Consider the following 23207-nt stretch of genomic DNA (forward strand, 5'->3'; position numbering starts at 1 on the left):
GGGCCGGTCCCGCGATGTCGGCTACGACCAACCTTTCGCGATCCAGTACGTTGCAGATGCGCAGAGGGCAAGCCATGGACAAAAACTATCCGGACATCACCCGGCAAATCTCCGCAAACCTGCGCAAGCTGCGCAACGACATCCCCGATACGATGAAAGGATTTGCCGTGCTCGCGCAGGCTGCCACGCGGGACGGCGCGCTCGACAAAAAGACCAAGGAACTGATTGCGCTCGCGCTCGGCGTCGCTGCGCATTGCGACGGCTGCATTGGCTTCCACATCGAAGCGCTCGTCAAGCTCGGGGCGACGCGCCAGGAGATCGAAGAGGCGCTCGGCATGGCCGTCTACATGGGCGGCGGGCCATCCCTGATGTACGCTGCCGATGCAATCGCCGCTTACGAACAATTCGCGGCGCAGCCCGCATCATGACTTTGTATTTGCGGCTCCCTCCTGGCCGAACAGCCTGGCGGAGCCGGTGCGGCTTGCGATGCGCGCGGGCCGGCTCAACGATTGAGCCACGTCAAGGCCCTTCTCACACCCTGCGGGAAGTCGCATGTTGCGCCCGCGTAGCGAACGGCGCACACTGACTTCAGCTCCGGCGAGACAAGACCGGACGACGCATTACGAGCCGTACCATGTACGCGATGGTGCTTTCCGCGCGCGGCGCGCCGTTGACATTCCAGCAACGACCCGACCCGGTCCCCGGCCCCGGCGAGGTTCGCGTCAAGGTCAGCGCGTGCGGCGTGTGCCGGACTGACCTGCACGTGGTGGATGGCGAGCTGCCCGATATCTCCTATCCAATCATCCCGGGGCATGAAGTCGTGGGCCGCATCGATGCACTCGGCGCAGGCGTCGATGAGTTGGAGTTGGGCATTCGCGTAGGTGTTCCATGGCTCGGCTTCACGTGTGGCGAGTGCTCTTATTGCCGCACCGACAAGGAAAATCTCTGCGATCGTCCCGAATTCACCGGCTACACGCGCGACGGCGGCTTTGCCAGCCACCTTATCGCCAATGTCCGATATTGCTTTCCGCTCGGCGAGCACGGCGAGGACGCAGCTCTTGCACCGCTGCTTTGCGCCGGCCTGATCGGCTGGCGATCCCTGGTGATGGCCGGCGACGGCAAGACGCTTGGCATTTTTGGCTTTGGCGCGGCGGGCCATATCGTCGCGCAGGTGGCCCACTCACAGGGGCGGAAAGTCTACGCCTTCACCCGTGACGGCGACAAGGAAGCACAGCAACTTGCGCTTGCGCTCGGCGCTGACTGGGCCGGCGCTTCAGGGGACATTCCGCCGACCGAACTCGATGCCGCCATCATATACGCGCCGGTCGGAGCATTGGTGCCGCTTGCCCTGCGCTCGGTGCGCAAGGGCGGACGCGTTGTGTGCGCCGGCATTCACATGTCCGACATCCCATCGTTCCCCTATCGTATTCTTTGGGGCGAGCGGCAGATCGTATCGGTTGCGAACCTCACGCGAAAGGACGGCATCGATTTTCTCGCCGCCGCCGCAAAGGCCAATATCCAGACACACACGACGGTATTTCCGCTCGTCGAGGCCAATGAAGCGCTCTCCCGTCTGAGGGACGGCAAGCTCATTGGCGCAGCCGTGTTGCGTCCCTGACCGCAGCGTCTGGAGGCGACATGGTGAGCTCCTTTGGCCCGTGCAACCAAACCAACTTGTCCGAGACCGAATTGAGCTGCATCAACCCAAAGATCGAGCTGCCTCTTACCTTGCTGGTCAAGAGACCAACAGGCCGGCGAGCCCTTCGATGATCGAGCAGCCTAGCGCGGCCAAGGCATTGGCCGCTGCCGACTTCTGGCGAACACCAAAAGACGCCCTCTACCGCGCGCTCGGCTCTGGCCCCAACGGCCTATCACAGGTCGAAGCGGATCGGCGCCTCGTGATCTTCGGAGCAAACCACGCTGTCGCCTCTCAAAGCCGATCGGTCCTGCGCAAGCTCGGGCAACGCGTTTGGAACCCCTTGATTGCAATGCTCCTGGTGGCCGCCCTCGTATCCGGATTAAGCGGCGACGTTGGCAGTTTCGTGATTATCGCGGCCGTGCTGTCTCTGTCCATCACGCTGGACATCGTTCAGGAACATCGCGCGGAGCTGACTGCCGAGGCGCTGCGCGAATCGGTGGCCATTCGGGCTGACGCCGTCCGCGATGGCAAGGACGTTACGGTACCGGTGACGGAGCTTGTCCCCGGAGACATCGTGAAGCTCCGTGTCGGCGACCTCATACCTGCCGATGGCATCGTCCTTGATGCCCAGGAATTGCAGGTCAATGAGGCTTTGATGACGGGTGAGCCGTTTCCGGCTTTCAAGACGGACGCTCCCTGCTCCGCGGCATCGCCGGCGGAGGCGACGAATGCGCTGTTCGCCGGAACCAGTACCGTCGGCGGAAGCGGCAGGATGTTGGTGGTGAAAACCGGAGGCCAGACCCGGTTTGGCGCGATCGCTTCGGCACTCGCGGCCAATGCTCCGCCAACGGCTCTCGAACAGGGTGTGCACAAGCTTGGACTCCTGATCCTTCGGCTTACGCTCTTTCTGACCCTCTTCGTGTTGTTGGCTCATCTCGTCGCGCAACGCGCCGCACTGGAGTCCTTCCTGTTCGCGGTCGCACTCGCCGTCGGCCTGACGCCTGAGCTGCTGCCCATGGTGATGACGGTGACGCTCGCCCGCGGCGCGCTGCGCATGGCGGACCGAAAGGTTATCGTCAAACGTCTGTCCGCAATCCATGATCTGGGTGCCATGGACACGCTTTGCGTGGACAAGACTGGCACGCTGACGGAAGCCAAGATCACGCTCGAAGCGCATGTCGATCCGAAGGGGCGACCCAGCGATCGCGTTCTGAGCCTCGCGTACCTCAACAGCATCTTCCAGGCCGGCGTCAGAAGTCCCCTCGACGATGCCATACTCTCCGCGCGGAACGGCGCCACAGATGGCTGGGTTCGGATCTCGGAAGTGCCGTTCGACTTCGAGCGAAGGTGCCTGTCGGTGCTGGCGGCACGGAACGACGAACGCATCTTGATCGCAAAAGGCGCTCCGGAATCCATCCTGGCCCGCTGCGTCGCCGTGGACATCGATGGTCTGGCCCATCCGCTCGACGCCGCCTGGCAGCAAAAAATGAGGGACATCCAGGATCAATATGCCCGCGACGGTCTTCGGCTTCTTGCCGTCGCCGTCAGGTCTGTTCCGCCTGAGCAGCAGACGATTGCGGTCGGCGACGAGGCGGGTCTGACCATGATTGGGTACTGTGTCTTCGCTGATCCTCCGAAGCAGGATGCAGCCTCGGCCATTGAAGCCCTTACCTCGCTCGGCATAACAGTAAAGATTCTCTCGGGTGACCACGGCGCAGTGGTCTCGCATGTCGCGCGATCGGTAGGTCTTCAGTCGGACCGTATCATGACCGGGGCCGAGATCTCGGAGCTCAGCGACGCCGCGCTCACGGCCCGTGTCGATAACATCGATCTGTTTGCCCGCATCGATCCTGATCAGAAACGACGGATCATTGCTGCACTCCGGAATCGCAAGCACGTGGTCGGCTTCATGGGGGACGGCGTCAACGATGCCCCGGCCATCCATGCAGCCCATGTCGGCATATCCGTCACGGGCGCAACCGAAGTCGCCCGCGCGGCCGCCGACATGATCCTGCTGGCCCCCGATCTTTCAGTCCTCGCGGCCGGCGTGCGCGAAGGCCGCAGAACTTTTGCTAACATCCTGAAGTATGTCCGAATGGGAACGAGCTCGAACTTCGGCAACATGCTCTCGATGGCCCTGGCCTCGATCGTTCTTCCGTTCCTGCCGTTGCTCCCGCTGCAGATCCTGCTGAACAACCTGATCTACGACCTCTCCGAAATCGGCATCCCTTTCGATGAAGTCGACCGCGAAGACCTTGCGCAACCGGAAGCCTGGAACATGGCAAGCATCCTTCGTTTCACGATCATCATGGGAATTGTTTCTTCCGTGTTTGACGTGATTACCTTCGCCGTCCTTCTGAAGCTATTTGAAGCGAATGCGGCGCAGTTCCAGACCGGGTGGTTCGTGGAATCAATATCGACGCAGATCCTGGTGATTTTCGTAATCAGATCTCGCCGGATGCCCTGGCGCGCAAACCACCCCCATATTGTCCTGATCGCAACGTCTCTGGGCGCTCTTGCTGCCGGCGTGGCCCTTGCGCTCGGGCCATGGGGAGGACTGTTCGGCTTTACCCCACCTTCCGCGGCACTGCTGGCGACGATCATCGCTATCGCGGCTGCTTATCTCTTCTCTGCGGAGATTGCCAAGCGCCTAGCGGTTTCGGGTCCGTAACGCCCGGGTGTCTGCCGCTTTGACGTGCGTCAAATCTCTCGATGACGACATGTGCTGTTCTGAAGCTCAGATCGGAGCGGGAGGTACGCATGTTCAGAGACCTGCTGGTGCACATTCCAACGGAGCGGTCACCGCGACCCGCCATCGATGCGTCCGTTTCCATGGCGATCAAGACCGGCGCGCACTTGGATGCTATTGCCACGGGATATGCGTCGACGAATGTGCCCTTTGTTGCGGAAGGCGGCGCAGCCATCGCATCATCGCTGCAATTCGAGTATGAACGTGCGCTGGAACGTGCCGATGCAGCACTTCGCATTTTTGAAGTCGAGGCGAAGAACGCTCGAATCAACTACGGAAAATGCGCACTGAGCGGGGCTATCGCCGAGACCGTTTCAAAAGTCGGGGCGACGGCGCGCCTTTATGATCTCACGATCGTGTCACAAGGCGACCCGGATATCGAGACGTTCGACAACCGGCTTCCACAGGAGCTCCTCTTGCAGGCGGGCGGGCCGGTGCTATTCATCCCCTATACTTTCCGCGGCGACTTCAAGGCGGCGCGCGTCGGCATCTGCTGGGACGGCAGCCGCCTTGCCGCCCGCGCCTTGCGGGATGCAATGCCTTTCATCACCAACGCAGACGCCCTAACAACCATAACCCTCAATGCATCCGAGGTACCGTCCGACGCATCGCCCGACCGCCTCCTGACACACCTCGCGCGGAAGGGCTTGCCGGCGAAGACCGTTTCGCTTCAGTCCGACCGTGGCAATCTGCAGGCGAGCATCCTGTCGATTGCCGCGGATGAAAGCCTCGACCTACTGGTCATGGGCGGTTACGGCCATTCTCGACTTCAGGAAACGGTGTTCGGCGGCGTCACGCGGGAGATGTTCCGCAGCATGACCGTTCCCGTCCTGATGTCGCACTGATGGAGCGCGACGTGACGAGAACCGTACGTGCCATCGCAGGCACCATATTTGCTGCGAGTTTGCTTCTCTCCTCAAACCCAACTGCGGCTTCAAGCGTCGAACAAGGCCGACGTCTTGCGCTGCAGTATTGTGCAAAGTGCCACTCGACGGACAAGGTCAGCCCCAGCCCGCTCAAGATCGCTCCCCCGCTCAGGACGTTACACGAACGATACCCGATCGAGATGCTGCAAGAGGCCCTGGCCGAAGGCATCGTCACTGGGCATCCGACAATGCCGGAATTTCGTTTCGATGCGGACCAGGTCGGCGATTTCATGGCGTTCCTGAAGACGTTAGAGCAATGAGGGCTCGTGGCGCTGCCTCCACAAGGCTCTGATTGACCTAGAAAGTTGAGTCGCTCCGTCCTAGCCTTCAGATGCATCCCTTTCGACTACTAGAACAATCAACTCGCGCGGTCTTTGGATTTTTCGGCGTGCTTCCCGGCCTTCGGATTGCGGCCATCGTGGTTCATCGAAAGTCGACCCGCAGAGCGCCGATCGGAAAGCCCGCCGCTGTTGTTGCGCGGAGCTGACTGTCTGCGAGGCATGAATGAATCGTCGATCCCTGCTTTTCGGAACGGGTGCCATGTACGCCGCCCGCATGCCGATGGCCCGCGCCTCGCAGCCCTCGACCTACGAGGAGGCCGTGCACCTTGTGTGGCGTCCACTCGACCCGGCGCGCGGAGCTCGCGAGCTCGTACGCGCAGCGACGCTGGCCGCGAACAGCCACAACACGCAGCCGTGGCGGTTCATCCTTTCCGACAACGAAATCACCATCCGACCGGATCTCGCCCGTCGTTGCCCCGCAGTCGATCCCGACGATCATCACCTCTTGCTTCACTTGACTGCGCGGCTGAGAACATCGTGCAGGCTGCCCCCATGCTCGGCTTGAATGCCAATGTTGCGGTCGACACCGCCGATCCGGGTTCGGTTTCCATCGCTCTCGACCGCACTGCGCCGTCGCACCACGCGCTCGCAGATGCGATCACGCAGCGGCAATGCACGCGCGCAAAGTATGATGGCCGTGCCGTCAGCTCAGAGGACCTGCGCACGGTCGAGACCGCCGGCGCGCTATGTGGCGTCGAGTGTTTCATTGTGACCGAGCGATCGCGCATGGAGGCAATTCTCGACTACATCATTCAGGGTAACACGATGCAGATGCGCGATCCCGCGTTCATGGCAGAGCTCATTTCCTGGATCCGCTTCAACGATTCCATGGCGATCGAGCGGTTGGACGGGCTCGCCGCGCGGAGCTCCGGCAATCCGGCGCTGCCGGCTTGGCTTGCGCGTCGCCTCCTGAAGTTCGTGCTCACCGAGAAGGGAGAGAACGACAAGTATGCCGAGCATGTCCGCTCGTCCGCGGGCATTGCCGTCTTCATCAGTCCGCGTAACGACAAGGCAGGCTGGGTTGCTGCCGGACGCGCCTACCAGCGTTTCGCGCTGCAAGCGACGAAGCTCGGAATTCGGAATGCTCTTCTCAATCAGCCGGTCGAGGTGTCTTCCCTGCGTCCGCAGATTGCAGACTATCTGGGGCTTGGCGTCCGGCGCCCGGACCTGATGGTGCGATTTGGCCGCGGCGCATCACTGCCACCTTCGCTGCGTCGGCCGGTGACCGCTGTGATTGATGCCTCCTGAAGCCCGAGCGAAACTTTCACTTGGGTTCATGCTGGTTGCCCTCATTTGTGCGGGCGCTTTGGTCTATTGGCGCGGCGCCTAAAAATCACCTCCGTCGTGGTCGTCCTCAAGGCGACCTTCGACCGCTTGTTGCGAAATCCCCAATCACGTGAAGCCGAGATTGCGGACCAGCATATAGATCGCCACCGCAAATATCAGGGCCGCGAATACGGTGTTCAATGCGCCTTTGCGCGCGGCGAGCGAGCTGGCCGAGCCGGCGCCGAGCATCCCGCCAAGAACTCCGCCGGAGATAAACAACGCGGCGAGATACCAATCCACGAAACCGGACAGGGCGTAGTTGGCCGCCGTCAGCCCGAAGGCTGTCACCGCCACAAGGGAGGAACCGACCGCATAGAGGATAGGCATGCCGGTGGCCGCAATCAGCGCCGGTACGACTAGAAAGCCACCGCCGATCCCGAAGAAGCCGGACAAGGCTCCCGTGAGACCTCCCAGCGCGAAGAGTTTCGGCAGGTTCTCTCGGTTGAGCCGGACCGATGGCTCGCCCGCGCCGGCGCGGCCCTTCAGCATCAGCGCGCCCACCGCCATCATGACGATAGCGAACAGCGCCAGCAACTTCTGTCCTTCGATGACCTTGCCAAGGGTAGAGCCGAGAAAGGCGCCGGCCATGCCTGCGAGCGCGAACACGGAGGCGCAACGCCACTTCACATTGCCAGCCCGAGCGTGGTTGACGAGGTTCACTGCAGCGTTTGCCGCAACTGCGATCGCACTGGTGCCGATCGCCACGTGCGGATCCGACACCCCGACGAGATAGACGAGAAGCGGCACGGCCAAGATCGAACCGCCTCCTCCGACCAGCCCGAGCGAAAAGCCGACCAACGAGCCAGAGGCGAGACCGAGCGCACCTTGGGTCAGCGACAGCATAGTGGGCAACTCCTCATTTTAAGGCACTGTCACGTGGCCCGCGTGGGCGGGGCGTAGACGCTGCGGTTCCAAGGCGCGCGCATGAGAATCCGGGCCATGCCGCAAAAGCCCGTGACACCAGCCGCGAACAGCCCCGCACCGACGAAGGCCGGCACAGCAAAGAACCACGGCGATACGAAGAGCCCGAGCAGCGTGCCCACGACAGCAAGACTGCCGGCCCCGATCTGCACTTGGCGCTGAAGCTCCAGCGGTTGGCGCCGGTCGTTCACGACCGGTAGGCCGGCCTTGCGCCAGGCGTCGAGCCCGCCTTCGACGATAAAGGCTTCGCAGGGTTCGCTCAGCTTCGTCGCGAGCCGTGGCGCGTTGGCCTGAGTGCGGGCGCCGCTTTTGCAATGAAAGATGACCGGCTTGCCCTGATGCAAGGCGAAGTCGGCCTCGTCGAGCTTCGACAGGGGAAGGTGCCGCGCGCCCGGAATTTTCGCGCGGGCGTGCTCATCAGCTTCGCGGATGTCGATCAGGAGGGCACCACTGTCGAGAAGGCGGCGTGCCTCGGTCGGCTTGATTGTGGGTAGTGACATGATTAGCTCCTCTACTCTCCTAAATCAGCTCTTCGCCTTGACGGGCTTGCAATAGAGCTGGTGCAGCGTCGCAAAGAGTTGCTCGATGCGCGGATCGGCGATCCGGTACCAGAGCGTCTGGCTTTCGCGCCGAAAGGTGACGAGGCCCTCGTCGCGCATCCTCGCGAGGTGCTGCGACAGCGCCGATTGCGACAGCCCCACGGCTTCCGCGAGGGCATTCACGTTGCTCTCGCCGCATTCGACGAGGTTGCACAGGATCATCAGGCGACGCTCGTTGGCGAGCGCGCGCAGGATTCCGGCGACCTCAACGGCCTTCTTTTCGAATGTCTCCAGATCGAAGGCCCGGGAGGCCATTGGTCAACTCCATATATTAGATATTTCTTATTTAGGACTTACTAATATATATGTCAAGTTCAAACGAACCGGTGACATCAGGAGATTCAAGCCATGTCAGGACAACCCATCATCCGAGCGTTCTTCGACGAGCCGACCAACACGGTGAGCTATCTGGTCGCCGATCCGGCGACCAAGAAGGCCGCTATCATCGACCCCGTATTTGACTACGACCACAATTCGGGCGAGGTGGACACGCGATCGGTTGCGTCCATGCTGAAGAGCGCCGTAGAGGCGGGCTACACGATCGAATGGGTGCTCGAGACGCATGCCCATGCCGACCATCTCTCGGGCGCCCCCTTCATCAAGGCGAAGACAGGTGCCCAAATCGGCATCGGCGAGCACATCAAGGACGTGCAGCGCATCTTCCGGCCGATCTTCAATGCCACCGACCTGAAGACGGACGGCAGCGACTTCGATCGCCTCTTCCGGGACGACGAGCGCTTCAAGGTCGGCGAACTCGACGTGGAGGTGATCTTCACGCCCGGGCACACGCCCGCCGACGTTTCTTACAAGATCGAGGATGCCCTGTTCGTCGGCGATACCCTGTTCATGCCGGACTACGGCACGGCGCGGGCCGACTTCCCAGGCGGCGACGCGCACAAGCTCTACCGGTCGATCAAGCGCCTCCTGGCGCTGCCGCCCGAGACACGGCTATTCATGTGTCACGACTACAAGGCGCCGGGCCGCGACACATACGCCTGGGAGACCACGGTGCACGAACAGCGCGAGAAGAATGTCCAGGCCAAGGAGGGCGTCACGGAGGCTGAGTTCGTGGCCATGCGCCAGGCGCGAGATGCCACGCTCTCGGCGCCCAGGCTGCTGCTGCCGTCTATCCAGGTCAACATCCGCGCCGGCAAATTTCCGCCTGCCGAAGCCAACGGAGTACGCTATCTCACCATTCCCGTGACGCTGAAAGGAGGAGCGGAGACCTGCGTTTGAGGCAGGCCAGCCGCTATCGTCAGTGATGTCGTCTTCTGGACCCAGAGCTGACGAAAGTGAAGCAAGATTACAGAATGCTACCGCTCATCGTCAGGGGGCTGGCGCCAACCTCTGGTCGCGGCGAGCGAGCAAAGCGGCTGATACGATTCCACTCACGAGCAGCCCCCAGTCCTGCGGCACGTGCAGCAGGATTGCCGCGCTGCCGCCGATGAGCGACCAGAGGACAGGAATGATCAGCAGCACGCGGGGAATCGGCCGGATTGCGAGCAGCAGCATCCCGAACGTGAAGATCGTGACGGGGCATGGCGTTACACCGAACGCAGGCAGTTCCGCAAGGTCATGACCGGTCGCCACGCCAAGAAGCGAGTAGATGGCTGCCGCATAGAGAACGAATGCAATGCCAATCCATGCTACCGGACCGTTGCTCCGGCCGAAAGTCATTCGCCCCTGTATGACACCAACGTATCCAAACGCCATGGCCTGAACTGCGAACAATGCACCGAATGCATAGGCCATCTTGTTGATGGGCGCGAAAAATATCAAATGATAGATGAGCCCCGTCCACGCCCACATCACAGCAAGGACACCGGCGATGATCTCGTCGGACCGCTTGCACCTGCGGAATACCAGTGCGAACGCCAGGCCCCCTATCATCAAGGCAACGATCTGTGCCGGCCAAATCGCTCTGTTGTAGCTTGCGAAGACCCCGAAAAATTGCTCGACAGAAAACGGCAACATAATCCTGTTCCGCTGGCGATTTAACGTTAGCTGCTTCCGATGCCTGTCATTTGACGCGGATCAAGTCGGAGGACCTGTTGAGGAGCCCGCCAGCCCCCGTTCGACCTGCCGCGTACCCGGAGACATTACGAGCGCATCGATCTCACTGAGGCGGCCGCATCGCCGGCGCCCCACGACCTCTCCATGCTTGAGGACCGGCGACGGGTTGATCTGTCGCAAATCGGGCTCCTCGGCGAGCCCTATCCTCGCTTCGCCGCGACAAAGAAGTTTTCATCGATGAACGCCATTCCACCCGCCCGCGCCCAGCTCAGATCCCGCCGTGTCAATCTCGACACCGGCCGGGAAAACGTCGTTGTAATCTCCCGCCGCTCAACGGCGCTGCGGCCGGACCTGTTTCGAGGATTTTCGAGAGTCGAGCTGCGTAGCGGCTCGAAGACGCAGCTGGCGACGGTCCTTCTCACCGATGACGACAGCCTGGTCGGGCCCGACGAGCTTGGCATGGCCGAGCCTGCTTTTCGCCGCTTTGGCCAGCCGGCAGGCAGCTACATTGCGGTCACCCCTGCTCCTTCGCCAGCAAGTCTGGACGCGGTTCGCTCCAAGATTCAGGGCAAGACCCTCGAGGCTTCCGAGATCGGCGCCGTCATCGACGATCTCGTGCACTATCGCTATTCGGATATGGAAATCGCCGCGTTCCTCGTCAGCTCCGCCAATTTCATGACATCCGGTGAGTTGATCGCTCTTACGGAGGCCATGGCGAGAGCCGGAACGCAGCTCAGATGGAATGCCAGGACCGTCGTCGACAAGCATTGCATTGGCGGCATTCCCGGCAATCGCACGTCCATGATCGTGGTCCCGATTGTGGCTGCGCACGGACTGACAATCCCGAAGACGTCGTCGCGCGCGATCACGTCGCCTGCCGGAACGGCCGATACCATGGAGGTACTGGCCCGGGTCGACCTCAGCGTCGAAGCGATGAAGGAGGTCGTTGCCTCCTGCAATGGCTGCCTTGCCTGGGGCGGACACGTCAATCTGTCGCCGGCAGATGACATCCTGATCGGCGTCGAGCGGCCGCTGGCGCTGGATACGCACGAACAGATGGTTGCATCCATTGTGTCGAAGAAGCTGGCCGCCGGCTCGACGCATCTTCTCATCGACCTTCCCGTCGGGCCTAACGCCAAGCTTACGACTGCATCGCAGGCTATGCGGCTCCGCAAGCTGTTTCAGTTCGTCGGCGATCGGTTTGGCCTCGAAGTGGAGGTCGTGACCACCGATGGACGGCAGCCCATCGGCAACGGTATCGGCCCGGCGCTTGAGGCCCAGGACGTGATGGCAGTCCTCGCCAATGAGCCCCAGGCCCCGCGCGATCTTCGAGAGAAGTCGCTACGCCTTGCCGCACACCTTCTGGAACACGACCCTGACTTGCGCGGAGGCGCTGGCTATGCACGTGCAAGCGAGCTCCTGGAGAGCGGGGCGGCGCTTCGACAGATGGTGAAGATCATCGAGGCCCAGGGCCCAGCGCCTTCCGCCAGCGAAATCGGTAGTCTTACCCTCGACATTCACGCCGCAAGAGACGGTGTCGTCTCCGCGATCGATTGCTTGCGCCTCAACCGGCTGGCGCGGACGGCAGGCGCCCCGCTCGACAAGGGCGCAGGCATCAAGTTGTTCAAGAAGATTGGCAATCGGGTCGAGCAAGGGGAGCCGCTCTATCGCATTCACGCGTTCGAGCCCTCGGGGTTTGACCTCGCTGTCGGCATGGCCCAGCTGGACTCTGCTTACCGGATCGAACCGCAAGCCGGGGCAGCGCCATGATCAGGAGTGCAGCTCAATGGCTGCCCACCTCCACCCATTTCGGGCCTCGGCTTGCTGAAATTCTGGGTATTGTCGGCCATGAAATCCTCTTGCATCGATTTCCCGATGGGGAGCTGCGGGCAACCGTCGGCCCAGCGGCGACCACCACGATAGTCTGTTGCTCGCTCAATCAACCTAATGAAAAGCTGATTGCGCTGCTGTTTGCTGCGGAGGCCTTGCGGCGCGATGGAGCCAAGCGTCTCGTGCTCGTTTCGCCATATCTCGGCTACATGCGCCAGGACGCGGCGTTCCATCCGGGTGAGGCGATTAGTCAGCGCGCAATCGGCACCCTTCTGGCGAACACCTTCGATTGCGTCATCACGTTTGATGCGCATCTCCATCGGACGCCGAACCTCGCCGAGGTCTTTCCTGGTATTGAAGCGCACAACCTGTCGGCGGCTCCTGCGATCGAAGCTGTGCTTCGTGCCGAGACAGTCGCGCCCACGACCGTTGTGGTCGGTCCCGATGAAGAATCGCGATCTTGGGTGGCCGACATTGCCGGCCGTCTCGGACTTGCGTACAGCGTGGCGCGAAAAGTACGCCGGAGTGATCAGTCGGTGCAGATCGCCTTCACAGACGCGTCGCTGTTCGCCGGCCGTCCCGTGCTCTTCATCGACGACATCGTGTCGTCCGGTGGGACCCTTACCGCCTGTGCGGAAGCTCTTGCCGCGTCAGGAGCCTCTTCTATCGAGGCCATCATCGTTCACGCACTATTTCCGCGCGCACTGATGACAGCGTTCGGTCGCGCCGGCATTCGTTCCGTCCGATCCACCAACAGCGTGCCACATCCAACCAACGCCATCCGCCTCGACGAACTTCTCGCTCGCGCGTTGCGGCGGGAAGTTGTTGGCATGCCGGAGACTGGGAGCCCCCCGTGAGCGTCACCATCCAGTTTTGCGGCGCCGCCCGCACCGTTACCGGCTCCTGCTATCTCTTTGCTACGCCGAAAGGACAATTCCTGGTCGATTGCGGGCTGTTCCAGGGACCGAAAACGTTGAAAGCGCTGAACTATGGTGCATTCCCGTTTTGCCCCGCGGATGTCGATGCCGTTTTGCTGACGCATGCCCACATCGACCACAGCGGGCTCCTGCCGAAGCTCAAGCGTGAGGGCTTTTCAGGCCCGATCGTGGCGACGCGCGGCACCATCGACCTCTGCTCCTACATGCTTCCCGACGCAGGCAACATCCAGGAAACGGAGGTTGCCGCCTTGAACCGCCGAAACGCCGCCCGAGGGCGGGCCGCCGTCACGCCCATCTACAGCCAGGCCGATGCGATTGCGACGCTCGATGCCTTCCGCCCGGTCGAATACCAGACGTGGCACACGGTGGTGCCGGGCGTACGCGCCCGCTATTGGAATGCCGGCCATTTGCTCGGCTCGGCTTCGATAGAGCTGGAATTCGCCGATCAAGGCAAAAACGGAGGGCCGTTGCGTGTCTTGATGTCGGGTGACATCGGCCCAGACGCCAAATTGCTGGAGCCGGATCCGGAGGCACCGACCAACTTCGATTACGTATTTTGCGAGTCGACCTACGGCGATAGCGACCGCCCGTCCACAACTCACGCGCTGCGGCGCGCGCATCTCGCCCAGGAGGTGCGCGATGCCGCCAGCGGACGCGGCGCGCTGCTAATCCCCGCTTTTGCGGTAGAACGCACCCAGGAGCTGATCGTCGACCTGGCCGACTTGATGGCCCGCGGCGAGATTCCGACCGCACCGATCTTCCTCGATTCGCCTTTGGCGATCCGTGCGACGGAAGTCTTCCGGAATAACGCGGCCAGCCTCGATCCGAGCGTCGGTCTGGACCGGCTTCTGACCTCCAGTCAGTTGCACTTCACGGAAACCGTTGATGAAAGCAAGTCGATCGCCAGGCTCTCCGGCTTTCACATCATCATTGCCGCAAGCGGAATGTGCGACGCCGGCCGCATCCGCCATCATCTGAAGCGATGGTTGTGGCGCAGGGAGTGCACGGTCCTGCTTGCGGGATTCCAGGCTCAAGGCACCCTAGGCCGCTTCCTGCGAGATGGCGCGAAAGCGGTGAGGATTCAGGGCGAAGAGATCAAAGTCGCTGCGAGGATTCGATATATCGACGAATACTCCGGGCACGCCGACGGTCCGGAACTCGCGCGCTGGATTGCCGCTCGGCGTCCCATTCATCGTGGTCTGTTGATCGTGCATGGGGAAGAGCACGCGCTCGGAGGCCTTCTGCACCGGGTCGCCGAACGGACCGTGCCAACAGCGCAGATTTTCACGCCGATGCTGGACGACGTCTACGAATTATCGACAGCCGCGCCGACACCGATCGACGTTGCTCGCCGCCGCAGGCTCGCTCCCGATGCAGTCGTCAACCTCGATTGGCACAACGATATGTCCAAACTGCTTCTCGATATCAACGACCAGATCGAAGCGGCCGCAGACGATCGATCACGGGGCGTGATCATCCGAAAATTGCGCAGAGCGCTCGAAGAGATGTGAACGGCCCGAAATGTCGAAGATGCACTTGATCAAAGTAGCCTTATTCGAGGCGCGGCAAGGCCAGTGAACCAGGTCAGCAAGGTGGCAAAGACGGTAAGAAGGGCGATGCCCGTGCCGCTGACTATGACTTGAGCGAGCACGCCGTCAAATACGGTTCTCAGAAAGATATATGCCGCAAGGGACAACAAGACGCCCACACAGTAGATCTCAAGCGAATTCTCTCCGCAACGAACGGCTCCCAGCAGCGCGCTCGACCGCAAAGCGGCCCAATGCGCCGGCACGAGATTGGTGATACAGATCGACAGCGCAAGGAAATGCAGAAGTCGCAGCGGATCAAGGTCCGGCTTGTTTATCGGGTAGATCAAGCCTTTCAGGAACTGCGGAACTGCGAGCTCAAGAGCCGGACTGATCCAGCTCATTGCAACAGCTAGCGACCAAATCAGGTATGCGGCCGACAGTGCGAACACCGGACGTGACGTCACGAGTGGCATTAGCCGCCAGCGCCCCACCACCACCCACCATCCACCCAGCGTGACGAGAAACTGCCAGGCGAGCGGGTTGAAGTACCAGTCGTTCGTCGGCCATCCCCGAAAATTCCAGCCGTATATCTGAACCAGGCCATACAACAGGGCCGAAGCGGCCAAAACGGCATTTGGCCATCTGAGCAAAAGCAAAAGCCACGGTGCAAACAGCAAATGGAAGAGCACGAAGGTCGGCAGCACATCCGTATTGACGGGCCGGTATTGCAGGATTGCCGCACGCGACAGCGCTTCTCCCGGCTTCTGCAAGACGATCGCCACATTTGCCTCGTCTGCGAGGTCGGCATCCATCCAATGAACGGCCACGACCAGAAATAGCGTCAACAGCAGAAATGCCGAATAAATCTCCCAGCTCCGTCGAACCGTATGACAGATCGTCGCCCAAGTCCCAGCGCTTCTGAACACGTGTCCATATGCCATCGTACACGTCAACCCCGAGACAAACATGAAGACTTCCGTGGTGTCGCTGAATCCATAGTGGCTCAAGGTGAGCCAACTGCAGATATTCCCCGGGATGTGGTTGATGAAGACGAACCAGAGTGCAATGCCTCTGCAGGCATCGAGCCGAATGTCTCGGTCTGGCATATCGTCGAGCGGGCCCATCGCAATTGTTCAGAATATCTCTGCCCGGCCAATCCTACTCCCTTAAGGCTCGCCCAGGCTCCCTAAGACAGCTCTCCAGCGCTGTAAGCATCTGCATTCGGCCAACGATACCCACGACCTTTCTCTTGCGGAGCACCGGCACCTGCGAGATCTGGTAGACATCCATTTCCTTGACGACCGCATCGATCGTCGCATTCTCGTCGACGCAAACGGGGTGACGGCTCATGACCGCTTCGACCCGCAGTCCCCTGGTTCGCTCACGAGCGAGCTCGCCTTCCTGCTTCCCCAGTAGCCATTCGAGCCAACACCCCTCGGGATAGGTGACGCCTAGCTCATGACGATGGAGGAAATCGCCTTCGGCAATGATGCCGACCAAGGCCCCTTCATTATCGAGGACCGGCAGGCCGCGTTGATTGGTCTCGAGCAGGAGATGGAGGGCCTCCAGCAACGGCGCTTCCGGCTTCACGGTTGCGAACGAGGTCCGCATGATATCTGACGCCCTCATTGCTTCTCTCCCATCGGAACCGTGTCTCGACCCTCATGATCGCGGCATTGAGCAGCCATTAATTGACCCGAATAGAAGGGGCGTTGCGCGCCTAGTGGGCCATCAGCAGGCAGACTCGCGCCTGTTGGAGGAGGCTATGCGTCATGCCGCCAAATATCCATTCGCCCAACCTGCTATGTCCATAGCCTCCAGTAACGATGAGGTCGGCACCGACGCCCGCGGCAAGGCGAATGAGATAGTCAGCATCCGGCTCCGCCGTATGCACACGAACTTCGTGCTCGCAGCTCACGCCATGTTTTTTGAGATAGTTGGCCACATCCCGGCCCCCGCCATGTGCCGCATCCTGTTCGTCCGGTGTGCAGATTTCGGCGATCGTGACCTTCGACGCCCGTATCAAGAACGGCAGCGCTTCGCGAACGGCGAGACGCGCTTCCCGAGTATCCTTCCAGCCGATCACGATGCGATCGCCGGCCAGTTCCGTCACACCGTCCGGCACCGAAAGCGTGGGACGGCCCATTCGCAACATGGCGCCGGCGGAATCGAGATACCGGGGGGTCATTGGCCTTAAGCTGTTTCGCTTGACGACAACAAGGTCAGCAGCCCTGGCTTGCTCAGCAAGAAACTCAGTCGGGAATCCGATTGCCGAGCGCCATTCAACCTTTTCGCTTGGAAGGCGGACAATTCGCCTGAACCACATCTCTTTGGCCGACAGCGTTGCCCGTATGCGCTCGAGATCCTCGGCTGTCGTCTCCTGGATTATCACGCCCTCGGCAGCTATCGTGGGTTCTGTCGCGATCGCCGCGACACCGAGGATGGACGCCTCAAATCCACGCGCGATGCCTTCCGCGACGGCAATCTGCCCTTCTTCCTGCTGCTCCGGATGGACGTAGACCATGACGCTGGCGAAAGACATGTCGGCACTCCGATGGACTAGAATTAGTGGTCAATAATCGCGCGTCGGGCCGCCTCACGGCTTGATGCACATCAAGCGCGAAAATGTGCTCTCGCAGCACAGGCTGCCCCCCTGCGAGCAACCTGCCCTACTCGTCCAGCAAATGCCTTTCGATGTCACCGACCGGATGCCTGGTGAGGTCTTTGGCAAGCTCCGCCACGATCCGTCGCTTTACATCAGGATGAAAATCCGACCGAAGCGCCGCCAGAGTGCGCGGCGGTGCGACGATGATCAGCGCCGTCGACGGCTCGCCGCGTACAATGCGCTCCACGGCAACCGCCACCTGCTTCACAAAGCGGCGCTCCTCGAGCTCATGCCAATCGGTGGCCTCCAAGGCGCTTCTCTGCCCGCTATGCGAGGCTTTGCTCACCCGGCCAGGCCGATCGCTTCCCTGGTCATGAGCCGGCGGGTTCTGATCCTCGAAGGCGGCTTCTACCTTCAAATGCGGGAACTTCTCGTCGCCTTCGTTCCGGAAGAATAGCGCCTTTCGCCCGTCGCCGACGAACACTACGGCACGATGCGGTATCTTGGTCATGCGAATTTCCTCCCTAGAAGGTCGACAATTCTGACCGCTCGGCAGGCCCCCTCGCTTGATCCCGATCAATCTCGACCGCTCTCAATCCGGCAAGATGCCGACAAACTGAAGCTGAGCGATTGATACGGAGGTTGTCATGCAGGCACGCACCGTCCGTGGCCGAACGAACGGCCATCCGCGTAGCGGCCGAAGCTATTCCTGGCGTCGTGACGGTGAATGATCACCTGCTTGAGACACCGACCTTCGTGTATTGACGCGAAGCAGAACGCCGGATTTGCGTCAGGAGGTATGCATGGCACATTTTGTCGTCCGCTTTATCAAAGATATAGTCGGCGACCAGGGCCAGCCTTGCGAGGCGTGCCAGCACACGATCGACGTCGATGCGCGGGACGAGACGGAAGCGGCTCGCCTGGCGAAGCAGAAATTCTGCGAGGGGCGCGCGATTCGGGACTGGTCACTTCACGCCGATCGGATCGACGTGGAGCCGGCCGACTTTCCGTCTTAAGCGGATCGGCAACGCGCTGTGGCGATCGATCGAGCAACGTGCCGGCCAAGAGATGCAGCGCCGCGACGATCTGCTCGCTGTTCGCCGCGGATCCTATAGCCGCGGCTCTCGCTTCTCATCAATCGACGAGCAGTCAGTGGATCGTGCTCAGTTGATGCAAATCAACCCACCAAGGCGCTGGGGGAGTAAGCAGACTCTGCAATCACGGGACGCTTCGGCTGCTCGGTGACAGAGGACATCCGTCATGCAACGCCGGCAGGCGCCTTTCCGTCCGAATCCAATTCGGAGCGGGACCTACGCTCTTCTTGCGCTCGCACTTAGTTTTCTGCCTTCAGTGTCGATGGCGGAAGACGAGGTGAAGCTAAGCGCCGCGCAGGCTCAGAATCTCGGAGTCCGGGTGACGCATCCGGTATCGAGCCGTACCGACCAGACGTTGCCCTACCCGGCACAGATCGTGATCCCAACGCCGCAATTATGGGTCGTCAGCGCTCCCGTTGCGGGGATGGTCTCCAATCTGGCTGTCGCTCGCGGAGATCGTGTCAACGCCGGCCAGCCGCTCGTCACGCTGGAAAGCCCAAGCTTCGTTTCGCAGCAACGCGAGTATCTGCAAGCGGTCGCGCAAGAAGTTCTGGCTGCCCAGCAGCTCAAGCGCAACGCCGACCTGTTTGAAGGCAAGGCGGTGCCGCAGCGTGTGCTGGAGGCGAGCCAGACCGAGGCGCGGCAAGCGAGCATCACGGTCGCAGAGCGACGCCAGATGTTGCGCCTGAGCGGATTGTCCGATGAAGCCGTCTCGCGGCTGACCAACGAGGCGGCGATCAGCGCGAGGCTGACCGTCCAGGCACCGCAGGCGGCTTCCGTCGTTGATATCGCGGTTTCGCCAGGCCAGCGGCTCGAGCAGTCCGCGCCGCTCGTCAAGCTCGCGCAGCTATCGTCACTCTGGGCAGAGATCGCGATTCCAGCGGCCAACATCCGTGCGATCCGCACCGGTGCGAAGATTGAAATCGAAGGCTATGCCATACCGGGCACCGTCGTGCTGGTCTCCGAGACCACGGATGCGGCAACTCAGACCATTTTGGTGCGCGCGGAAATCCCCAACAATGGTGAGCTGCATCCTGGCCAGACAGCTGCGGCACGCATCGGCTTCCTCTCCGCCGGCGAAAGCGCTTGGGAGATTCCCTATAGCGGGCTGGTCCGCCGCGGCGAACAGACTTCTGTCTTCGTGGCCATCGACGGCGGCTTCCGCGTCGTTCCAGTCACTCTGCTCGCGGAAGATCAGGACCACGTCGTGGTCTCCGGCCCTATCACGGACAAGAACGAGATCGCGATCGGTGGCATCTCGGCGCTTCGCGGTATTCTCTCTGGGTTGGGGCCATAGATGCTCCAGCGCCTCGTCGCATTTGCACTTTCGCAGCGACTGTTCGTCGTCCTGAGCGCGCTGCTGTTGATTGGTGCCGGCGCCGTGTTTCTGCCAAGCCTGCCGATCGACGCCTTTCCGGACGTATCACCGGTTCAGGTGAAGATCATCATGAAGGCGCCGGGCCTCACCCCCGAGGAGGTCGAACAGCGCATCACGGTTCCCATCGAGCTTGAGCTTCTCGGACTCCCCAACAAGAAGATTCTGCGCTCGACCACCAAATATGCGCTGGCCGACATTACCGTCGATTTCGAGGACGGCACCGACATTTACTGGGCGCGTAACCAGGTCTCGGAACGCCTGTCAAACATTTCACGCGATTTTCCGGACGGCGTGAGCGGTGGGCTTGCGCCGATCACGAGTCCGTTGGGCGAGATGTTCATGTTCACCATCGACAGCCCCGAGCTCTCACTCGCGGAGCGGAGGACCCTGCTCGACTGGGTGATCCGCCCGGCCTTGCGCACCGTTCCCGGCGTTGCTGATGTCAACGCGCTCGGCGGCTATGTGCGTGCCTTCGAGATCGTTCCGCGGAACGACGCACTTGCCGCCCGCGGCATCTCCTACGACCTGTTCCGCCGGGCCATCGAGGCCAACAGCCGCAATGACGGCGCGGGCCGCGTGAACCAGGGCGAAGACAGCGCGCTGGTTCGCATCGAAGGCAGCATTCGCGGCGTCGAAGATATCCGTTCCATCGTCGTCGATACCCGCGACGGCATTCCGATCCGGGTCAATGACGTGGCACGCGTCAAGGTCGGCGCGCTGACCCGCTACGGGGCGGTCACGACCGACGGCCGCGGCGAGACCGTCGAAGGGCTGGTGCTCGGCCTGCGTGGCGCCAATGCCGGCCAACTCGTCCGCGACGTCCGGGCGCGGATTGCGGAACTGCAGCCGTCGCTGCCAAAGAGCGTCTCGATCAACGTGTTCTACGACCGCAGCCATCTGGTCAACCGTGCCGTCGGCACCGTGGTGCGGGCGCTCGGCGAAGCCACTGTACTTGTGATCGTGCTTCTGCTGCTGTTCCTAGGTAACTGGCGTGCCTCGCTCGTGATCGCACTCAGCCTGCCGCTCGCCATCGTGATCGCGCTGCTCGTCATGCGTGCGGTCGGGATGTCGGCCAATCTGATGAGTCTCGGCGGCCTTGCGATCGCGATCGGAATGCTGATCGATGCACTTGTGGTCGTAGTCGAGAACATCGTCGGCAATCTCAGCAAGCACGATCCCGGCAGAGCCACGCCGCTGATCCACATCGTATTCCGCTCGGTTTGCGAAGTCCTGCAACCCGTCGCTTCCGGCGTCCTGATCATTATCATCGTGTTCGTGCCGCTCTTGACGCTGCAGGGACTGGAGGGAAAGCTCTTCATTCCCGTAGCGCTCGCAATCATTTTTGCCCTGGCCGGCTCGCTTCTGCTTGCACTCACCGTCGTGCCAGTCGCGACCTCCTTCGTGCTCAAGTCCGCCTCGCATGGCGATCCCCTCCTGATCCGGGCCGCGCAGCGCGCCTACGCGCCTGCCCTGGGTTGGGCGTTGAACAACGAGCGCAAGGTCGTCGCGGCAGCGCTGATCGGCCTGATCGCCGCAGGCTTTGCCTACACAAGACTCGGCAAGACCTTCATGCCGACCATGGATGAGGGCGACGTCATCGTCAGCGTGGAAACACTTCCTTCCGTTAACCTGGATGAATCGCTCGCCATCAATGCCAGGCTGCAATCCGCGCTGTTGAAGGTGCCGGACATTGGCGGCATCATCGCCCGGACCGGGTCGGACGAGCTCGGCCTCGATCCCATGGGGCCCAATCAAACCGATACGTTTCTCGTGCTCAAGCCGGCGGCAGAGAGACAGACTACGCACAGGGAGGCCCTGCTGCAGAAGCTTCGCGAGGTTCTGGCCGGCTTTCCCGGCATCTCGCTCAGCTTCACCCAGCCGATCGACATGCGTGTGCAGGAGATGATCAGCGGCGTACGCGGCGACGTCGCGGTCAAGATCTTCGGTCCGGACATCGTCAGGCTCAATGAGATCGCGGCGAAACTGTCCTCCACCCTGTCCGGCATCGATGGTGCCGAGGACGTCTACACCACGCTCAACGAAGGCGCCCAATACTACACTGTAGCCGTGAATCGGATGGAGGCCGGCCGCCTCGGCCTGACGGTCGATTCCATTGCGAACTCGCTGCGCACGCAGATCGAGGGCCGCACGATCGGGACGGCGCTCGAGGAGGGACGCCGCACGCCCATCCTGGTCCGCGGCAGCGAGACGACTCGGGAGGCGCCGACCCTGCTCGCCAGCCTGCCATTGACGCTCGCGTCCGGGCAGCACGTCGCGCTGTCGCAGGTCGCTCGTATCCAGCGCGTCGATGGACCCGTGAAGATCGACCGCGAAAACGGCAATCGCATGAGCGTAGTTCGCGCCAACGTCCGCGGCCGCGACATGGTCGGATTCGTCCAGGCAGCTCAGCAGAAGGTTGCCGCCGAGCTTCCGCTGCCAGACGGCTATCGGCTGACCTGGGGCGGCCAGTTCGAGAACCAGCAGCGCGCCGCCGCCCGGCTCTCAGTCGTGGTTCCGGTCGCCATCGGCCTGATCTTCGTGCTGCTGTTCACCACATTCGGCTCGGTCCGCCACGCCCTGCTGGTGCTGGTCAACATCCCCTTCGCCCTGATCGGCGGCGTATTCGCGCTGGTTTCGAGCGGCGAATATCTGTCCGTTCCGGCGTCGGTCGGATTCATCGCACTGCTCGGCATAGCCGTGCTGAACGGCGTCGTGCTGGTCTCCTACTTCAACCAGCTGCGCGCTCATGGGCTGAGCGAGGGGCGCATCGTCGTCGAAGGCGCCATGCGAAGACTGCGGCCCGTTCTAATGACGGCCAGTATCACGGCCCTCGGATTGATCCCGCTGTTGTTCGCCTCGGGTCCTGGATCCGAAGTGCAGCGACCGCTGGCCATCGTCGTCATCGGGGGTTTGGTCTCGTCCACACTGCTGACGCTGATCCTGCTGCCGATCCTGTACCGCCGCTACGGCGGCGCTGCGAAGGGGGCCAAATGACGAGCGATTCCGTCTGCCTCACGCTGATCCTTCCGAGCCCGCTTCGCGATGAGCTGTTCGACTATCTCGGCGAGCAAACCGATCTGGTGAGGGGGTTCACCGCCTCCGATGCTGCCGGACACGGCGCCGGCGTGCGGCTCCAAAGCCCGGCCGAACGCGTCAAAGGGCACGCCGATCAGGTCATTGTATGGATTATCCTGCCAGGGAGCGATGCCGAGCGCCTGCTGGACCGGGTTCGGGCTTCGTTTACCGGCACCAATCTCGTCTATTGGATCCTGCCCGTGGCAGAATTCGGCACTATCGACTAATCAACAGGGCTTTGTCG

At 61.8% G+C, this 23207-nt stretch carries 22 protein-coding genes; 14 read left to right on the forward strand and 8 right to left on the reverse strand.

All coding sequences use genetic code 11. The features are described 5' to 3' along the window. Nucleotides 1–74: 74 nt before the first annotated feature. From QA642_RS35675 to QA642_RS35700, 6 genes are all read left to right on the forward strand, one after another. Entirely contained in the window at nt 75–428 is a 354-nt protein-coding gene (locus tag QA642_RS35675) for a carboxymuconolactone decarboxylase family protein (protein ID WP_283087046.1), read from the forward strand. Nucleotides 429–634: 206 nt separating this feature from the next. Next, nucleotides 635–1618, forward strand: coding sequence for a zinc-dependent alcohol dehydrogenase family protein (locus QA642_RS35680; protein ID WP_283081084.1), 984 nt, complete (start codon nt 635–637; stop codon nt 1616–1618). A 148-nt stretch (nt 1619–1766) separates the two neighbouring features. Further along, nucleotides 1767–4310, forward strand: coding sequence for a magnesium-translocating P-type ATPase (gene mgtA / locus QA642_RS35685; protein WP_283081085.1), 2544 nt, complete (start codon nt 1767–1769; stop codon nt 4308–4310). An 89-nt stretch (nt 4311–4399) separates the two neighbouring features. Then, nucleotides 4400–5233 carry a universal stress protein gene (locus QA642_RS35690; protein WP_283081086.1) on the forward strand — a complete coding sequence of 278 codons (834 nt, stop codon included), beginning with the start codon at nt 4400–4402 and terminating at the stop codon, nt 5231–5233. Next, the gene (locus tag QA642_RS35695; RefSeq protein ID WP_283081087.1) at nt 5233–5574 is read left to right on the forward strand and encodes a c-type cytochrome; all 342 of its coding nucleotides are present in this window, start codon (nt 5233–5235) and stop codon (nt 5572–5574) included. The genes QA642_RS35690 and QA642_RS35695 overlap by 1 nt, the downstream gene beginning before the upstream one ends. 573 nt (nt 5575–6147) lie before the next feature. Beyond that, nucleotides 6148–6903, forward strand: coding sequence for a Tat pathway signal protein (locus QA642_RS35700; protein WP_283081088.1), 756 nt, complete (start codon nt 6148–6150; stop codon nt 6901–6903). A 144-nt stretch (nt 6904–7047) separates the two neighbouring features. Here QA642_RS35700 and QA642_RS35705 read toward each other — a convergent pair whose 3' ends face one another. The 3 genes from QA642_RS35705 to QA642_RS35715 are packed head-to-tail and all read right to left on the reverse strand — an operon-like array spanning nt 7048 to nt 8756. Further along, the gene (locus tag QA642_RS35705; protein ID WP_283081089.1) at nt 7048–7824 is read right to left on the reverse strand and encodes a sulfite exporter TauE/SafE family protein; all 777 of its coding nucleotides are present in this window, start codon (nt 7822–7824) and stop codon (nt 7048–7050) included. Between the two features lie 29 nt (nt 7825–7853). Then, nucleotides 7854–8402 (reverse strand): rhodanese family protein, encoded by a 549-nt coding sequence (locus QA642_RS35710; RefSeq protein ID WP_283081090.1) that lies wholly within the window; start codon nt 8400–8402, stop codon nt 7854–7856. A gap of 24 nt (nt 8403–8426) precedes the next feature. Beyond that, a complete protein-coding gene (locus QA642_RS35715) occupies nt 8427–8756 on the reverse strand; it encodes a metalloregulator ArsR/SmtB family transcription factor (protein WP_283081091.1) in 330 nt (109 codons plus the stop codon). 93 nt (nt 8757–8849) lie between these two features. On the opposite strand from QA642_RS35715, the gene QA642_RS35720 reads away from it, so the two are divergent. Next, complete coding sequence (locus QA642_RS35720; protein ID WP_283081092.1) at nt 8850–9737, forward strand: MBL fold metallo-hydrolase; 888 nt, start codon at nt 8850–8852, stop codon at nt 9735–9737. 90 nt (nt 9738–9827) lie between these two features. Here QA642_RS35720 and QA642_RS35725 read toward each other — a convergent pair whose 3' ends face one another. Continuing rightward, nucleotides 9828–10475, reverse strand: a complete 648-nt coding sequence (locus tag QA642_RS35725) for a DUF6064 family protein (protein ID WP_283081093.1) — start codon at nt 10473–10475, stop codon at nt 9828–9830. Nucleotides 10476–10751: 276 nt separating this feature from the next. Here QA642_RS35725 and QA642_RS35730 point away from each other — a divergent pair, with 276 nt between their 5' ends. Genes QA642_RS35730 through QA642_RS35740 form a run of 3 tightly spaced genes read left to right on the forward strand, consistent with a single transcriptional unit; the run spans nt 10752 to nt 14793 of the window. Next, nucleotides 10752–12284 (forward strand): thymidine phosphorylase family protein, encoded by a 1533-nt coding sequence (locus QA642_RS35730; protein ID WP_283087047.1) that lies wholly within the window; start codon nt 10752–10754, stop codon nt 12282–12284. After that, nucleotides 12281–13201, forward strand: a complete 921-nt coding sequence (locus tag QA642_RS35735) for a ribose-phosphate diphosphokinase (protein WP_283081094.1) — start codon at nt 12281–12283, stop codon at nt 13199–13201. Before QA642_RS35730 ends, QA642_RS35735 begins: the two co-directional genes overlap by 4 nt. Continuing rightward, nucleotides 13198–14793 (forward strand): MBL fold metallo-hydrolase, encoded by a 1596-nt coding sequence (locus QA642_RS35740; RefSeq protein ID WP_283081095.1) that lies wholly within the window; start codon nt 13198–13200, stop codon nt 14791–14793. The genes QA642_RS35735 and QA642_RS35740 overlap by 4 nt, the downstream gene beginning before the upstream one ends. A 29-nt stretch (nt 14794–14822) precedes the next feature. Here QA642_RS35740 and QA642_RS35745 read toward each other — a convergent pair whose 3' ends face one another. The 4 genes from QA642_RS35745 to QA642_RS35760 form a co-directional block, all read right to left on the reverse strand. Next, nucleotides 14823–15935, reverse strand: coding sequence for an OpgC domain-containing protein (locus QA642_RS35745; RefSeq protein WP_283081096.1), 1113 nt, complete (start codon nt 15933–15935; stop codon nt 14823–14825). Nucleotides 15936–15969: 34 nt separating this feature from the next. After that, nucleotides 15970–16440 (reverse strand): CBS domain-containing protein, encoded by a 471-nt coding sequence (locus tag QA642_RS35750; RefSeq protein ID WP_283081097.1) that lies wholly within the window; start codon nt 16438–16440, stop codon nt 15970–15972. 91 nt (nt 16441–16531) lie between these two features. Next, nucleotides 16532–17353 carry a universal stress protein gene (locus tag QA642_RS35755; RefSeq protein ID WP_283081098.1) on the reverse strand — a complete coding sequence of 274 codons (822 nt, stop codon included), beginning with the start codon at nt 17351–17353 and terminating at the stop codon, nt 16532–16534. Nucleotides 17354–17480: 127 nt separating this feature from the next. After that, nucleotides 17481–17927 carry a host attachment family protein gene (locus QA642_RS35760; RefSeq protein ID WP_283081099.1) on the reverse strand — a complete coding sequence of 149 codons (447 nt, stop codon included), beginning with the start codon at nt 17925–17927 and terminating at the stop codon, nt 17481–17483. A gap of 292 nt (nt 17928–18219) precedes the next feature. On the opposite strand from QA642_RS35760, the gene QA642_RS35765 reads away from it, so the two are divergent. From QA642_RS35765 to QA642_RS35780, 4 genes are all read left to right on the forward strand, one after another. Next, on the forward strand, nt 18220–18432 hold the full coding sequence (locus QA642_RS35765) for a hypothetical protein (RefSeq protein WP_283081100.1): 213 nt from the start codon (nt 18220–18222) through the stop codon (nt 18430–18432). Nucleotides 18433–18772: 340 nt separating this feature from the next. Next, nucleotides 18773–19807, forward strand: a complete 1035-nt coding sequence (locus tag QA642_RS35770) for an efflux RND transporter periplasmic adaptor subunit (RefSeq protein WP_283087048.1) — start codon at nt 18773–18775, stop codon at nt 19805–19807. Then, nucleotides 19808–22882 (forward strand): CusA/CzcA family heavy metal efflux RND transporter, encoded by a 3075-nt coding sequence (locus QA642_RS35775; protein ID WP_283081101.1) that lies wholly within the window; start codon nt 19808–19810, stop codon nt 22880–22882. Further along, nucleotides 22879–23190, forward strand: a complete 312-nt coding sequence (locus QA642_RS35780) for a DUF3240 family protein (protein ID WP_283081102.1) — start codon at nt 22879–22881, stop codon at nt 23188–23190. Before QA642_RS35775 ends, QA642_RS35780 begins: the two co-directional genes overlap by 4 nt. Nucleotides 23191–23207 lie beyond the last annotated feature (17 nt).

The sequence above is a fragment of the Bradyrhizobium sp. CB2312 genome (assembly GCF_029714425.1).
Classification (GTDB): domain Bacteria; phylum Pseudomonadota; class Alphaproteobacteria; order Rhizobiales; family Xanthobacteraceae; genus Bradyrhizobium.